This is a genomic window from Mycobacterium deserti, from assembly GCF_025345615.1.
In the GTDB taxonomy this organism is placed as follows: domain Bacteria; phylum Actinomycetota; class Actinomycetes; order Mycobacteriales; family Mycobacteriaceae; genus Mycobacterium; species Mycobacterium deserti.
This window is the reverse complement of the sequence record NZ_JAODWD010000003.1, coordinates 664,555-678,187: the sequence shown is the minus strand read 5'-3', so window position 1 is coordinate 678,187 and position 13,633 is coordinate 664,555. Positions and strand designations below refer to the sequence as shown.

The following is a 13,633-nucleotide window of genomic DNA, read 5'->3' as shown; positions in this document are numbered from 1 at the left end:
AGGGTATAGCACGTTGAGCAAGACCTCTGAAACGCGGTGCGCCACTTGCCCTTAACAGCGAACAGAATGCCGACGTCGCCAGATGCGCGACGCCGCCCGTCAGAGGCGGTTCGACGAGCGACGAGCGCCCCGCCTCAGCTAAGTACCGTCGGCGCCGAGCGGTTCATCCCGATCGCCGATCTGCTCGCGCTCGAGATCCTCGTTGCTGTCGGCATTCTCGTCGCGGTGTACCTCGGGGAACGGGGTTGGCAGGGCGGCGCGGTGGGTCTGGCGCTGGCACTGCTCGTGGTGACGCCGGTTCGCGGCACGACGCTGGCCCGCCTGGCGGCGTTGCGCTGGGAGTTTCTGCGGGATCGGCGCCGAAGGGCCGGCGCGCCCCCGCAGCCCGATCCGTTCGATATCACGGCATCCGACGGCGAACAGATCGGATTCCGGTGGGATGGCAGGACTTTGCTCTCACTGATCAACATCGACGCGAATCCCCAGGCGATGACGGTCATGGAGCCCGGGATGACCGTGTCGGGTGAGACGGTACCGATCCGCTCGCTGACCGACTCGCTGCGCCAGTTCGACATCACGCTCGACTCCATCGACATCATCAGCCACGGCGCCAGGTCTTACGGCCACACCGACATCGCCGCGGTGTACGACGCCGTCCTCGGCCCGCTGCCCGCGATCGCGCACCGCAGCGTCTGGATCGCGGTGCGGTTCGATCCGTCGCGGTGCGCGCAGGCTGTCCGTCGTCGCGGAGGCGGCCGCGAGGGCATCCTGCGCACAGCCACCACCGCAACCCGACGGGTGGCCAACCGGCTCACCGAATCCGGGCTGCGACCACAGATCCTCACCGCCAGCGGTATCGCGGCGGCCACAAACCAACTCAGCGACGGCGTCAGCCTGACCACTGTCGAAGAGACCTGGGAAACATGCCGCGAAGGGCAATTTCGGCTCTGCAGCTTTGCTGTGGAACCCGACTTGCTCACCACCGCGGGCCTCGGACTGTTGTGGACGGTGCCCAGCTACTCCACCACGTTGTGCTTGTCGCTGCGCGACGATGCCGACCACGGCGTGGTCAAGATCCGAGGGCTGGCTCGCTTCGACAGCGACGTCGCGGTGCCCGTCGACCTGGAAGGCCTCAAGCACCTTCGAGGACTACAGTTCTCGGCCCTTGCGTCGACGCTGCCGGTGTCGCCTCCGTCGCGTCCGGTCGGACACTGGTCCTACGAGCGGCGCGATGCGGCACTGCGCGATTTCGCGGTGCCTGCATCGGGGTGCGGACAGGTGGTCGGGGCGGACGAACAGGGCCGCGCCGTCGCCCTTCCGCTGTTCGGCCCCCACATCACCCGGGTGGAGATCTGCGGAACCTTGCACCTCGCTCAACAGGCGGTGCTGCGCTCGCTGGCGCTCGGTGCCCGCGTGCTCGTGCACAGTCGTCGTCCCGGTATGTGGCGTGACATGGTCGAGGTCGTCGGGCGGCACGACCTGTTGTGGGTGACCGACTTCAACCGACGCGCCATTCAGGCCGGGTCCGACCGCAACTACGCCGTGGAGGTCTTCGACGGTGTGGCCGAGGAGCCGGTGCGCGCCGGTGTCACCACGGTGGTGGTGATGCCGCCGGATACGCCTGCGACGCCCGAAGCCGACGTCGCCTTGGAGTTGATCTCCTTGGACCACGACACCGTAAAAGTCAGTACGAAAGCGGGGTCCGCAGTGGTCACCATGGTCGCCACCGACGACGAAATGCGTTACCTCAAGGCCTCGGCCGACAGCATCGATTGAGAGGAGTGCTCGTGTACTCGCACCAAACCGGACCGGCGCCCGGCCGGCCCACTGCCGAGGATCGCCTGCCGAAGGTGCTCCTCAATGTCGTCGTGGCGTTGGGCGTGGTGGCCTACGGCCTCAGCTTCGGTCCGATGATCAACGGCAGCGGAGCCTCGGGCTGGAATGTACGGTTCGCCGTGCTGGCGGCATTGTGCGCGCTGTTCGGTCTCCTGCCCCGGCAGAAGCCGCTTCCGTTGGTCATAGCCGTGCTGGCTGCCATGGGGTTCCTCGACGCGCTGTCGAGCGCTTTCACCAGCGACACCTACGCCGAAACTCTCGGCATCTCGACACTCGCCGAGCCCGGATGGCCGATGACCGCGATCGTCGTCACCAACGCTCTGCAGATGGCGGCCGCAGTGGCCGCGCTGCTGACGAGCCCTGAAACGGCGACCACTGCAACCGCCGGTTACGAGGCCTACGTCGACTACTACAACCAGGCGGTCCGCACCTACTACAGCCAGCAGGCTCAGCCGGTCCCGCATGAGGGGTCCCAATACAGCAGCGGATACGGGCAGTCCTACGCCGACGCTCAGGCCACATCGGGCGCGCAGCGCACCCATCGGCCGTCGCAATACGCCGACTACACCGAACTGGACTACCGCGGATCGCGCGGATCCGCTGCGCCCGAACATAACTCAGGCGGCACGGCTGCCGGCGGTTCGACCGGACTGCCCAGTTTCGGCCAAGCCCCCACGCACGCAGACCCCAACCGGCGGCGGGACACCGGCGAACCGCCACCGACGGCGGTTCCCTAGACCACCGCGAGAGCGGTCGCCCCCGCTGTCGCCAGACACATCGACGGGCCATGCGGGACAGTCGATTCCGAGCGGCGCACCAGCCCGAGGGTGGCGGTCAGCAACGGTGCGCCGAGCGCGGCCAGCGCCCAGATGTCGACGCCGAACGCACCGGTCATGGCGCCGACACCCGCGGCCAGCTTCACGTCGCCGGCACCCATCGCCGCAGGCGCGAACAGGTGGACGAGCAGATAACCGGCGAACAGAGCCGCTCCGCCCAGCAACGCAGGTTCACCTCGGCCCGCGGTGACGGCCCACAGCACCACCACCACAGCCCCGGGCACGGTCAACCAGTTAGGCAGCCGTCGCTGCCTGATGTCGAAGACGCTCAACGCCGTCAGCCACGCCAGCGCACACCCGCAGGCGATCCCCACCCCCACTCATCGAGGCTAACGTCGGTGCGGTGCGTCCACGCTCACCAATTGGTCCGGCGCTGCTCGTGGTGTTCGCGGCGGTCAGCCAGGAGGTGGGCGCGGCGTTCGCGGTCGGCTTGTTCGCGGCGGCGGGCGCTGTCGGCGCAGTGTTCCTCCGCTTCTTCGTCGCAGGAGCCATCCTGTGCGCAACGGTCCGACCCCGGATGCGAGACCTCTCGCACCGGGCCTGGCTATCGGTGGCTGCCCTCGCCGCGTCGCTGACCGCCATGAACCTCGCGTTCTACCTCGCGCTGACCCGGATACCGCTCGGCGTCGCGGTGACCATCGAAGCCCTCGGGCCGCTGATCCTGTCCGTCGTCGTCAGCCCGCGCCGCAGCGCGTGGCTGTGGGCCGTCCTCGCGTTCGCCGGGGTGACCCTGCTCGGATTGACCGGGCTTCCGGACGGGTACCTCGACCCCGCCGGTGTGCTGTTCGCGACTGTGGCCGGCGTGTGCTGGGCCGGCTACATCCTGGCCTCCACGCGGGTGGCGACCGACTTCGCGAATCTCGACGCGCTGGCCCTTGCCACCGCGATCGGCGCCCTGGTGGTCGCGCCGTTGGCCGCGCTCACTGTGGACCTCGACAGCATGTTGCGATGGGAGATCATCGGTCTCGGCGTCACCGTGGGCGTGATGTCCTCGGTGATCCCGTACTCATTGGAGCTGACCTCGTTGCGCCGACTACCTCCAGAGACGTTCGCGATCCTGACGTGTCTCTCGCCCGTCGTAGCCGCCCTCGCCGGGTGGCTGGTGCTCGCCCAAAGCCTCACGGCGACTGGATATTTGGCAATCGGGCTCGTGACGGCTGCCAGCATTGGAGCGGTGCGCTCGGCTAGGGGCCGTCGAGAGCCGCCCTCATCGCTTCCCTGGGCGCAGGCATCCCCGTGAACTGCTCTACTTGCGCGAAGGCCTGATAGAGCAGCATTTGCAGGCCGCTGACGACACGGCCGCCTGCAGCCTCGACCGTCGACGCCAACGGTGTGGGCCACGGGTTGTAGATGGCATCCAGCAGAAGCGAAGCGGTCGCAACCGTCTGCGCGTGTTCCGCGGCGACCTCGACGGGAAGGGTGCTGACCACCACGTCGAGATCGGTGAGCGAAGTGCCCAGTGGTACCCATTTGGCGTCGACGCCCACCCGCTGCGCGAGCGCCGACAACGGCTCGGCCTTGGCTTGGTTGCGTGCCACCACCGAGATGTCGCGCACCCCGAGCTCGGCGAGCCCGACAACGGCCGCGGGCGCGGTACCGCCGGAGCCGAGCACGGCGGCGCGGGCGCCGGGTCCCACGTCACCCAGAGCGCCGATGACACCTTCGACGTCGGTGTTGTCGGCGCGCCAGCCGCCGCATGCGGCCCGTACGAGGGTGTTGGCCGAGCCGACCAGCTCCGCGCGGGCACTTCTCTCATCGGCGAATCGCAGCGCCGCTAACTTCCCGGGCATCGTGACCGACACGCCGACCCACTCGGGTCCGAAACCGGCTACCAGAGGCGCTAATTGCTCCGCCGTGCATTCGATGCGCTCGTAGGTCCAACCGGTCAGGCCAAGCGCCCGGTAGGCGGCGAGGTGCACCTGCGGCGAACGGGAGTGCGCTATCGGCGACCCCAGAACCGCCGCCCTGCGCGCATCACTGCGCGCCGGTCTCATTCGCGCTTACCGCGCGGAGTCGAGGACACCGTTGCGACGTGCGAGCTCGATGTTCGCCAAGTGTTGCGGGTAGTCGCGGGTGAACAGCGTGGTGCCCTGCATGTCGATCGTGACGAAGTAGAGCCAGTCACCTGCCGCCGGCTCCTCGGCCGCGGCCAGCGCAGGCTGACTTGGCGAGCAGATCGGGGTGGCCGGAAGTCCCGGTCGCACATAGGTGTTCCACGGCGTCATCTGTCCGCGGTCGGCGTCTGTAGTGGCGACCTCGATCCGGTCGAGTGCGAAGTTCACGGTGGAGTCGAACTCGAGCGTCCGGTTCTCGGCCAGCCGGTTGTAGATGACGCGGGCGACCTTCGCGAAGTCCTCCGGGGTGGATTCCCGCTGCACCAGCGAGCCGACGGTCAGGATCTGATAGGGCGACAGATTCATCGCCGCCGCGGTGTCGAGCAACCCGCCCTGCGCGTATTGCGTTGCGCTGGCACCGATAAGGGTCGACAAAATCTCCTGCGGTTGCGCCGACGGGTTGATGTTCCATGTGCCGGGTGCGATCAGCCCCTCCAGGCGGCGGTGGTCGTCGCCCAGTTCGGTGACCGGGCCCATGGCCCAGTCGGGCACCGACAGCTCCGACGGTGCGGCTGTGCTCGCCACGTTCTTGAGCGCATCGACCGATATACATGTGCGTTCACCGTCGAGGTCGACGCAGGTGGCCTTCGAGATCAGGCTCAGAATCCCGTCGGTGACGGCGTTGGTCTTCACGTCCTGCAGGTCATCGAGTTGACGCCCCTCGGGGATCGTCAGCTTGCCGACCCGGTTCTGCGGATCAGCAAGACGCTCAACGGCCTTGGCCGCAGGAATTTCTGTGCGCACCTTGTAATAGCCGGGCTGGATCGCCGAGATGGCGGCATTGTTCTCCGCGGCGTTGACGAACGCGCTGACGGTCGAGACGACGTTGGCGTCCTGCAGCGTCTCGCCGATCGCCGTCGTGGAGTCGCCGTCGTGGACCTGGATGACCACGTCGCTCACCCCATCACCGGCGAAGTCGCTGCCGCCGCCGAACAGCGTGTGCCACAGCTTGGAGCCGATGAACACCGCGCCCACGACGACGACGATCAACAACACCACCGTCACGCCGCGGCCGATACGGCGTTTGCGCTGACGACGTTCCTCGCGGATGCGTTCGGCACGGTTCATCCGCCGCCGTGGCGGGCCGACCGCCACGGGCTCGACGCGATCATGACCCCAGTAGTCAGACATCCCCGACCTCTCCGTGCGCGGCACCGTGATCGCCTACTGCTCGCGTGGGCGGCGCCGTGATCACTTGCTCCTCGCGTGCGCGACGCCTCTGGTCCAGCCAGTTCTGCAGAATGCCCACCGCCGCCGCCTGGTCGATCATCGACCGCTGCCCCTTGGCGCGGACACCGGCCTCTCGCAGCGACCGCTGCGCGGCAACGGTGGTGAGTCGTTCGTCGGCCAACCGGACCGGCGTCGGCGCGATGCGCCTCGCCAGCTGGTCTGCCACCGCGATGGCGTCTTTCGCCGATGAACCGGTTCGGTCGGCGAGGGTACGGGGCAGGCCGACCACCACTTCGACCGCCTCCAGTTCGTGCACCAGCGCGGCGAGCCGGCGCAGGTGCTTGTTGCCGCGGTCGCGGGCCACCGTCTCGACGGGTGTCGCGAGGATCCCATCAGGATCACTGGACGCTACTCCGATGCGGACGCTGCCCACGTCGACACCGATCCGACGGCCACGTCCGGGGTCGGGAGGATTCAACGAGCCCCCCGGGCGATCCGGCTTTACCTCGTTGCGCTCCTCGCGTGCGCGCCGGTCGGTATGGGCCACGCGTCAGCTCCGGCCTAGTTCTGCGCGCAGAGCGGCCAATGCCGCGTCGATGCCCGCCGCCCCCTTACCGGAACCCTGCGCGAGATCGGCCTTGCCGCCCCCACGGCCGTTGACCGGTGCACCGAACGGCTTCACCAAGTCGTTGGCGCGCAAACCGAGATCCTGAGCCGCCGGGTTCACCGCCACCACGAACGGCACGGTGTCGTTGTCGCCCTCGGCGATCAACGCGACGACGGCGGGGTCGCTGCCGAGCTTGCCGCGGACGTCGCCGACGAGTGTCCGCAGATCCGCTGCCGACATACCGCCGGCCATCCGCTGCGCCACGACTCGGACCTTACCCAGTACCTCCGCACCCGCGGCGGCGTTCGCGGCTGCGGCCCGCGCGTTCGCCAGCCGCATCCGGTCGAGTTCCTTCTCGGCGGCGCGCAGCCGCTCCACGAGGTTGGCCACCCGAGCCGGGACCTCCTCGGACGGCACCTTCAATGACGAGGCCAGTCCGGCCATCAGCGCGCGTTCCTTGGCCAGGTGCCGGAACGAGTCCAATCCGACGTAGGCCTCTACCCGGCGCACACCGGAGCCGACCGACGACTCGCCGAGGATCGTGACCGGACCGATCTGCGCCGAGCTGCGCACGTGCGTGCCGCCACACAACTCCAGCGAGAACGGACCGCCTATCTCAACCACGCGAACCTCATCCGGGTAGTTCTCCCCGAACAGCGCCATCGCGCCCATCGCCTTGGCCTTCTCGAGTCCGGTGGTGAAACTGTGCACCTCGAAATCGGCTTCGACGGCCTCGTTGGTGACTTCTTCGATCTGGGTGCGCTGGTCGTCGTTCAACGCGCCCTGCCAGTTGAAGTCGAAGCGAAGGTAGCCGGGCCGGTTCAGCGAGCCGGCCTGCACAGCGTTGGGCCCCAGCACCTGCCGCAGCGCGGCGTGCACCATGTGAGTGCCCGAATGGCCCTGCGTCGCGCCGTGTCGCCATCGCGGATCGACGGCCGCGACGATCGTGTCGCCCTCGACGAACTCACCGGACTCCACGTTGACGCGATGCGCCCACAGCGTCTTGGCGATCTTCTGCACGTCGGTGACGGCCGCCTTCGCGGCGCTGGACGCGCCGGCGCCGGTGATCGCGCCTTCGTCAGCGATCTGGCCGCCGGACTCCGCGTAAAACGGGGTGCGATCCAAGATGAGCTCGACGCGGTCCTGCCGGGCGTCGTGGCTCACCACCGGCACCCGCTGGCCGTCGACGAAGATGCCGAGGATCTTGGCCTCGCTCGTCAGTTCGTTGAAGCCGGTGAACTCGGTTGGCCCGGCGTCGACCAGGTCGCGGTATGCCGACAGGTCCGAGTGGGCCTGCTTGCGCGCGGCGGCGTCGGCCTTCGCCCGCCGCCGCTGCTCGGCCATCAGCCCACGGAAACCTTCTTCGTCGACCGACAGCCCGGACTCGGCGGCCATCTCGAGGGTCAACTCGAGCGGGAAGCCGTAGGTGTCGTGCAACGTGAAGGCGTCGGAGCCGGACAGCACCGAGGCGCCAGAGGCCTTCGTCGCGCGGGCTGCCTCGTCGAACAGCCGTGAACCCGACGCCAGTGTGCGATTGAACGCCGTCTCCTCAGCCACCGCGATGCGATGGATGCGGTCGAAGTCGGTCGCGAGTTCCGGGTATGACGGCGCCATGGCGTCGCGCACCGTGGTCATCAGCTCGCTCATAACCGGCTGATCGACGCCGAGCAGTTTGGCGGCGCGGATGATCCGGCGCAGCAGTCGCCGAAGTACGTAGCCGCGGCCCTCGTTGCCGGGACTGACACCGTCACCGATGATGATCGCGGCGGTACGGCTGTGGTCGGCGATGATCCGGTACCGGACATCATCATCGTGGTTACCCTGCCCGTAGCCGCGTGGAGCGAGCCCGGCGACGAGGTCGATCACCGGGCGCAGCAGGTCGGTCTCGTAGACGTTGTCGACGTCCTGCAGCAGGCACGCCACCCGTTCCACGCCCATGCCCGTGTCGATGTTCTTGCGCGGCAGCGGACCGAGGATTTCGAAGTCTTCCTTCGAGGTGCCCTGGCCGCGCTCGTTCTGCATGAACACGAGATTCCAGATCTCGATGTAGCGGTCCTCGTTGGCCTCGGGTCCGCCCTCGACTCCGTACTCGGGGCCGCGGTCGTAGTAGATCTCCGAGGACGGACCGCAGGGACCGGGAATGCCCATCGACCAGTAGTTGTCGGCCATCCCGCGGCGCTGGATGCGGTCCAGCGGTAAGCCCGCGACCTCCTGCCACAGCGCGATGGCCTCGTCGTCGTCGAGGTAGACCGTCGCCCAGAGCCGTTCGGGATCGAACCCGTAGCCACCCTGGTCCTGCGGGTTGGTCAGCAACGTCCAGGCGAACTCGATGGCGCCCTTCTTGAAGTAGTCACCGAAGGAGAAGTTGCCCGCCATCTGGAAGAACGTGTTGTGCCGGGTGGTGATGCCGACCTCGTCGATGTCGGGCGTGCGGATGCACTTCTGGACACTGGTCGCGCGGTTCCACGGCGGGGTCTGCTGACCCAGGAAGTAGGGCACGAACTGCACCATGCCGGCGTTGACGAACAGCAAATTGGGGTCGTCGAGAATCACCGATGCGCTGGGCACCTCGGTGTGGCCCGCGTTCACGAAGTGATCGAGGAAGCGCTTCCTGATCTCGTGTGTCTGCACTTTCTCGTCCTCATTACCGTGTCAATACCTGCGATTATTCGACCGCACCACAGTACCGGTCACCGTTGCGGCGCATGAAAGGCAACGATCCGGCGCCGCGCCGGGTCCGCTAGGAGCCGAGAAAGCTCAACCGCACCGTGCGCTGAGGATTGTCCCGGTTCAAGTCCACCAGGACCACACTTTGCCACGTTCCCAGCAGCGGTTGACCGTCCTGCACCGGCACGGTCACCGATGGAGACACCAGGGCAGGCAGCACATGGTCGGCACCGTGGCCGGGCGAACCGTGTGCGTGGCGGTACCGGTCGTCGCGCGGCAACAGTCGTTCCAGCGTGTCGAGCAGGTCGTCGTCGGAACCCGCTCCGGTCTCGATGATCGCCACTCCCGCCGTCGCATGCGGGACGAAGACGTTGCACAAGCCGTCCTGACGGGCACGGCAGAAGTCGCGCACCGCATCGGTGAGGTCGACGACGCGACGGCGGGTCGTGTCGATGTCGAGCACGTCGGAATCCACGAATCCAGCCTACGTTCCAAGCAATTTGCGTTGCGAACCATCCATTGATCCGCAGGCGATGCGGGAGGAGGCTAAGAGTGGTCCGGTGGCGCCACCGGGGCGCCGCCCCAACAAATTAGGGGGTGGATCGTGTACGCACGCTCTACCAGCATTCAGGCGCAACCATCCAACATCGACGCTGGAATCGCCTACGTTCGCGACGAGGTCATGCCGGCGCTGCAGAACATGGACGCCTACGTCGGCCTGTCGATGTTGGTCGACCGCGAGTCCGGCCGCTGCATCGCCACCAGCGCTTGGGACACCGAGGACGCGTTACGCATCAGCACGGAGCGGGCAGCGCCTCTTCGAGACCGTGCAATCGAGATCTTCGGCGGAGATGCCACCGTCGATTCGTGGGAGATCGGGGTCATGCATCGCGACCATCAATCGGCTGACGGCGCGTGCGTACGTGCGGCATGGTTGCGGATGCCGGCTGATCAGGTCGGGCGCGCCATCGAGTTCTACAAGGCTTCGGTACTGCCTTCGCTGGAGGATCTCGAGGGCTTCTGCAGCGCAAGTCTGCTGATCAACCGCTCGACCGGGCGAGGCGTCTCATCGACGACGTTCGACAGCCGCGACGCGATGGAACGCAATCGGGATCAGGCCACCGAACTCCGCAACACCCGCACCCGCGAACTCGGCGCCGACATCGTCGACGTAGGCGAATTCGAGCTCGCGATCGCCCACCTGCGGGTGCCCGAGATGGCCTGACCGGCACCGCAGTCGCGCAACCGTTTATTGACGTCAGTGTCGGGGTACCTCACCTGGACACCAAATCTCTGGAGGAGAAATGACGATCACCGGCGTTATCACCGCAATTCTCATCGGAATCGTGGTCGGCGTTCTCGGACGGCTGGCACTGCCCGGCCGGCAGCCGATCGGCTTCCTCATCACGATCCTTGTCGGCATCGTTTCGGCATTCATCGGTACAGCGATCGCCCGCGCGATCGGCATCCCCACCGCCACCAACGGCATCGACTGGCTGGAACTGCTCGTCCAGGTCGTCGTCGCCGCAATCGGTGTCGCGCTCGTCGCGGCGCTGATGGGTCGTCGGCGCACCGGCGCCATGGGCACCCGACGCCGCGGCGGCATGCTGCGCTAAGCCCCCCATTCGACGATCCCGGCTGAACCCCCTCAGCCGGGATCGTCTTTGTTTGCGCCCTTCTCAACGCCGGAGCAACGGTGTTTCCCCCCGCGCCCTGATCTGCTGCACCACCCACTCGTTGCCGTCGGGGTCAGCGAACCCGAACAGCGTCCCGCCGTCGCGTTCGTCGATGACGTCGATCTCGCCTGCCGCCACCCCGCGGTCGAGGATCTGTCGTCGCGCCGTGCTGGCATCTGCGACGACGAGCTGCAGGCCCTTGAGCGAGCCGGGCGGCATGGGCGGCGGCTCCTTGACCTGAATCGAACATCCCGACCCCGGCGGGGTGAGTTGCGCGAAGCGCTCCTGGTCGGTGCGCGTATCGAAGTCGAGGTTGAAGCCGATCTGGTCGCGGTAGAAGGCGATGGCCCGGTCGACATCGCCGACCGGGACCACCACCACTTCGAGCGTCCAATCCATCAGAGCCTCGTCAAAAGCTCGTCCAGCTTCTCGTATCCCTCGGTCATGCCGCCCTCCATGCCCGAGGACAGCAACCCGTCGCGCGCCTCGGTGTTCGGGCAGATCGACCGGCCGCGTAACCGGGAGCGGCCGCCACCCAGGTCCTCGAACCACATGTACTCAATGTTCACCATGTCGGGCATGCCCTCGAACTCGAAGGTCTGCAGGATGAACTCGTTTTCGCGGACGGTGTGGAAGGTGCCGTTGAAGGCGTACTCCCCCTGCTCGTCGGAGTGCACGTAGCGGTAGCCGCCGTGGTTCTTGAACTCCCACTCGGTGACGTTCATCTCGAGCCCGCGCGGTCCCAGCCACTGCTTGACCAGTTCAGGGTCGGCGTGTGCCCGGAACAACGCCTCCCGGGGGGCGTCGAACTCCCGGGTGAACTCCATCGCCAGGGTGTCGACGGGTGCCTTGAGGTTGAGTGCGTTCATTTTTCGATTCCTTTCTCTTGTGTCATGACCGCCAGCAGGCTGTCCAGCCGGCGGTAGTTACGTTCGGCGTCGAGCCGATACCGGTCGATCCATGCGGTCAGCCGCTCCAACGCGGCCGCGTCCAGGTGCACCGGCCGTCGTTGTGCCTCACGGGTCCTGGTGACCAACCCTGCTTGCTCGAGCACCTGGATGTGCTTGGACACCGCTTGTTTGGTGATGTCGAACGGCGCCGCCAGCTCGTTGACCGTGGCCGGCCCGCGGGACAGCCGCGCGACGATCGCTCGGCGCACCGGGTCGGCGAGCGCCAGGAAGGCACGGTCCAGCCGGTCGTCCGCATCCTCACCACTCCCCATTATCAACCTTGTGTTTGATCAACTGATTTGTTGATTACAACGGTAGGAGGCGGTTCGACCGGTGTCAAGGCCGAATTCGTGTCGCAAGACTGCGGTGAGACCGCTGTCCGCTCGACGGCGCCGATCTGTGCGCAGTCTCGGCGCGCCGGTTCAGCGCTTGCGGCGGATGATTGCGCGCAGCTTTTCGAGGCGGCCCGCGATTTCGCGTTCGTTGCCGTGGGTGGTGGGCCGGTAGTAGTCGACGCCCACCACTTCATCGGGCGGATACTGTTGCGCCACAACACCGTCGGGATCATCGTGTGCGTACTTGTAGCCGACGGCGTTACCCAGCTTCTGCGCACCGGAGTAGTGGCCGTCGCGCAGGTGGGCGGGCACCAGTCCGGCCTTGCCCGCCCTGATGTCGCTCATCGCCGCGCCCAGCGCGGTGGTGACCGCGTTCGACTTGGGCGCCGTCGCGAGATGCACAGTCGCGTGGGCCAGCGTCAACTGCGCCTCGGGCATGCCGATCAACTGCACCGTCTGCGCTGCGGCGACCGCCGTCTGCAGCGCGGTCGGGTCGGCCATGCCGATGTCCTCGGAAGCCAGGATCATCAGCCGGCGCGCGAGGAAACGCGGGTCCTCCCCCGCCACCAGCATCCGGGCGAGGTAGTGCAGCGCGGCGTCGACGTCGGAGCCGCGGATGGACTTGATGAATGCGCTGATCACGTCGTAGTGCTGATCGCCATCGCGGTCGTAGCGCACAGCGGCCTTGTCGAGTGACTGCTCGATGGTCTCGACCGTCACGTCCTGCCCGGACTCGGCTGCGACTTCGAGGGCGGTGAGCGCGCGACGTGCGTCGCCTGCCGACAACTGCACCAGCAGGTCGACAGCCTCGTCGGTCACCTTGACCTTGCCCCCGAGACCGCGCGGGTCGTCGATCGCACGGCGTACGACGGTGCGCACCGCGTCGACGTCGAGCGGTTGCAACTGCAGGATCAGCGACCGGCTGAGCAGCGGTGCGACCACGGAGAAGGACGGATTCTCGGTAGTGGCCGCGACCAGCAGCACGATCCGGTTCTCGACCGCCGACAGCAGCGCATCCTGCTGCGTCTTCGAGAACCGGTGCACCTCGTCGATGAACAGCACGGTCTGCTCGCCGTGGGCGGCGGCGCGACGCGCGACGTCGATGACCGCTCGGACCTCCTTCACGCCCGCCGACAGCGCCGACAATGCCTCGAACCGGCGGCCGGTGGTCTGCGAGATCATCGAGGCGAGCGTCGTCTTACCGGTGCCCGGCGGACCGTAGAGGATGACCGACGCGGCTCCGGACCCCTCGACCAGCCTGCGCAGCGGCGAGTTCGGCTGCAGCAGATGGTCCTGACCGACCACCTCGTCGAGGGTGGCCGGCCGCATGCGCACGGCCAACGGCGACGACGCCCCTACGGCGCCGGTCGCGGTCGGCCCGGGCTCGCCGGGGACGTCAAACAGACCGTCGGACACGCCCTCTGCTTACCACGAAGCCGCGA

Annotated in this window: 15 protein-coding genes; 5 read left to right on the top strand and 10 right to left on the bottom strand. The window is 67.3% G+C overall.

All coding sequences use genetic code 11. The features are described from left to right. The first annotated feature begins 66 nt into the window (after positions 1-66). Entirely contained in the window at positions 67-1,776 is a 1,710-nt protein-coding gene (eccE, locus tag N4S67_RS14765) for a type VII secretion protein EccE (RefSeq protein WP_260993715.1), read from the top strand. A gap of 11 nt (positions 1,777-1,787) precedes the next feature. After that, positions 1,788-2,573, top strand: coding sequence for a DUF5336 domain-containing protein (locus N4S67_RS14760; protein WP_260993714.1), 786 nt, complete (start codon positions 1,788-1,790; stop codon positions 2,571-2,573). Here N4S67_RS14760 and N4S67_RS14755 read toward each other — a convergent pair. Continuing rightward, complete coding sequence (locus tag N4S67_RS14755; RefSeq protein WP_260993713.1) at positions 2,570-2,992, bottom strand: prepilin peptidase; 423 nt, start codon at positions 2,990-2,992, stop codon at positions 2,570-2,572. The two genes, N4S67_RS14760 and N4S67_RS14755, sit on opposite strands and share 4 nt — an antisense overlap. Positions 2,993-3,015: 23 nt before the next feature. On the opposite strand from N4S67_RS14755, the gene N4S67_RS14750 reads away from it, so the two are divergent. Then, positions 3,016-3,912 (top strand): EamA family transporter, encoded by an 897-nt coding sequence (locus N4S67_RS14750; protein ID WP_260993712.1) that lies wholly within the window; start codon positions 3,016-3,018, stop codon positions 3,910-3,912. Here the strand turns inward: N4S67_RS14750 and N4S67_RS14745 are convergent. From N4S67_RS14745 to N4S67_RS14725, 5 genes are all read right to left on the bottom strand, one after another. Further along, a complete protein-coding gene (locus N4S67_RS14745) occupies positions 3,857-4,666 on the bottom strand; it encodes a shikimate dehydrogenase (protein WP_260993711.1) in 810 nt (269 codons plus the stop codon). The genes N4S67_RS14750 and N4S67_RS14745 overlap by 56 nt on opposite strands. A 6-nt stretch (positions 4,667-4,672) precedes the next feature. Further along, a complete protein-coding gene (locus N4S67_RS14740) occupies positions 4,673-5,917 on the bottom strand; it encodes an endolytic transglycosylase MltG (RefSeq protein WP_260993710.1) in 1,245 nt (414 codons plus the stop codon). Next, positions 5,910-6,503 carry a Holliday junction resolvase RuvX gene (gene ruvX, locus N4S67_RS14735; protein WP_260993709.1) on the bottom strand — a complete coding sequence of 198 codons (594 nt, stop codon included), beginning with the start codon at positions 6,501-6,503 and terminating at the stop codon, positions 5,910-5,912. Before ruvX ends, N4S67_RS14740 begins: the two co-directional genes overlap by 8 nt. 3 nt (positions 6,504-6,506) lie before the next feature. Then, the gene (gene alaS / locus N4S67_RS14730; RefSeq protein WP_260993708.1) at positions 6,507-9,194 is read right to left on the bottom strand and encodes an alanine--tRNA ligase; all 2,688 of its coding nucleotides are present in this window, start codon (positions 9,192-9,194) and stop codon (positions 6,507-6,509) included. Between the two features lie 109 nt (positions 9,195-9,303). Beyond that, entirely contained in the window at positions 9,304-9,693 is a 390-nt protein-coding gene (locus N4S67_RS14725; RefSeq protein WP_260994045.1) for a secondary thiamine-phosphate synthase enzyme YjbQ, read from the bottom strand. A gap of 141 nt (positions 9,694-9,834) precedes the next feature. Between N4S67_RS14725 and N4S67_RS14720 the strand changes: the two genes are divergently transcribed. Both N4S67_RS14720 and N4S67_RS14715 read left to right on the top strand, forming a co-directional pair. Next, positions 9,835-10,455, top strand: coding sequence for a hypothetical protein (locus N4S67_RS14720; protein WP_260993707.1), 621 nt, complete (start codon positions 9,835-9,837; stop codon positions 10,453-10,455). Positions 10,456-10,534: 79 nt separating this feature from the next. After that, positions 10,535-10,846 carry a GlsB/YeaQ/YmgE family stress response membrane protein gene (locus N4S67_RS14715; RefSeq protein ID WP_260993706.1) on the top strand — a complete coding sequence of 104 codons (312 nt, stop codon included), beginning with the start codon at positions 10,535-10,537 and terminating at the stop codon, positions 10,844-10,846. A 63-nt stretch (positions 10,847-10,909) separates the two neighbouring features. On the opposite strand, the gene N4S67_RS14710 is transcribed toward N4S67_RS14715, so the two are convergent. The 4 genes from N4S67_RS14710 to N4S67_RS14695 all read right to left on the bottom strand — a co-directional run bounded on the left by N4S67_RS14710 (position 10,910) and on the right by N4S67_RS14695 (position 13,607). Further along, complete coding sequence (locus N4S67_RS14710; RefSeq protein ID WP_260993705.1) at positions 10,910-11,305, bottom strand: VOC family protein; 396 nt, start codon at positions 11,303-11,305, stop codon at positions 10,910-10,912. Beyond that, the gene (locus N4S67_RS14705) at positions 11,305-11,775 is read right to left on the bottom strand and encodes an SRPBCC family protein (protein ID WP_260993704.1); all 471 of its coding nucleotides are present in this window, start codon (positions 11,773-11,775) and stop codon (positions 11,305-11,307) included. The genes N4S67_RS14710 and N4S67_RS14705 overlap by 1 nt, the downstream gene beginning before the upstream one ends. Continuing rightward, the gene (locus N4S67_RS14700; RefSeq protein ID WP_260993703.1) at positions 11,772-12,128 is read right to left on the bottom strand and encodes an ArsR/SmtB family transcription factor; all 357 of its coding nucleotides are present in this window, start codon (positions 12,126-12,128) and stop codon (positions 11,772-11,774) included. The genes N4S67_RS14705 and N4S67_RS14700 overlap by 4 nt, the downstream gene beginning before the upstream one ends. Positions 12,129-12,278: 150 nt before the next feature. Then, positions 12,279-13,607, bottom strand: a complete 1,329-nt coding sequence (locus N4S67_RS14695) for a replication-associated recombination protein A (protein WP_260993702.1) — start codon at positions 13,605-13,607, stop codon at positions 12,279-12,281. Positions 13,608-13,633 lie beyond the last annotated feature (26 nt).

Excerpts from the sequence above, each read along its gene's own strand:
- eccE (WP_260993715.1), top strand. The coding sequence starts at position 67 with ATGCCGACGTCGCCAGATGCGCGACGCCGCCCGTCAGAGGCGGTTCGA.
- N4S67_RS14745 (WP_260993711.1), bottom strand. The coding sequence starts at position 4,666 with ATGAGACCGGCGCGCAGTGATGCGCGCAGGGCGGCGGTTCTGGGGTCG.
- N4S67_RS14740 (WP_260993710.1), bottom strand. The coding sequence starts at position 5,917 with ATGTCTGACTACTGGGGTCATGATCGCGTCGAGCCCGTGGCGGTCGGC.
- N4S67_RS14715 (WP_260993706.1), top strand. The coding sequence starts at position 10,535 with ATGACGATCACCGGCGTTATCACCGCAATTCTCATCGGAATCGTGGTC.
- N4S67_RS14710 (WP_260993705.1), bottom strand. The coding sequence starts at position 11,305 with ATGGATTGGACGCTCGAAGTGGTGGTGGTCCCGGTCGGCGATGTCGAC.
- N4S67_RS14705 (WP_260993704.1), bottom strand. The coding sequence starts at position 11,775 with ATGAACGCACTCAACCTCAAGGCACCCGTCGACACCCTGGCGATGGAG.
- N4S67_RS14700 (WP_260993703.1), bottom strand. The coding sequence starts at position 12,128 with ATGGGGAGTGGTGAGGATGCGGACGACCGGCTGGACCGTGCCTTCCTG.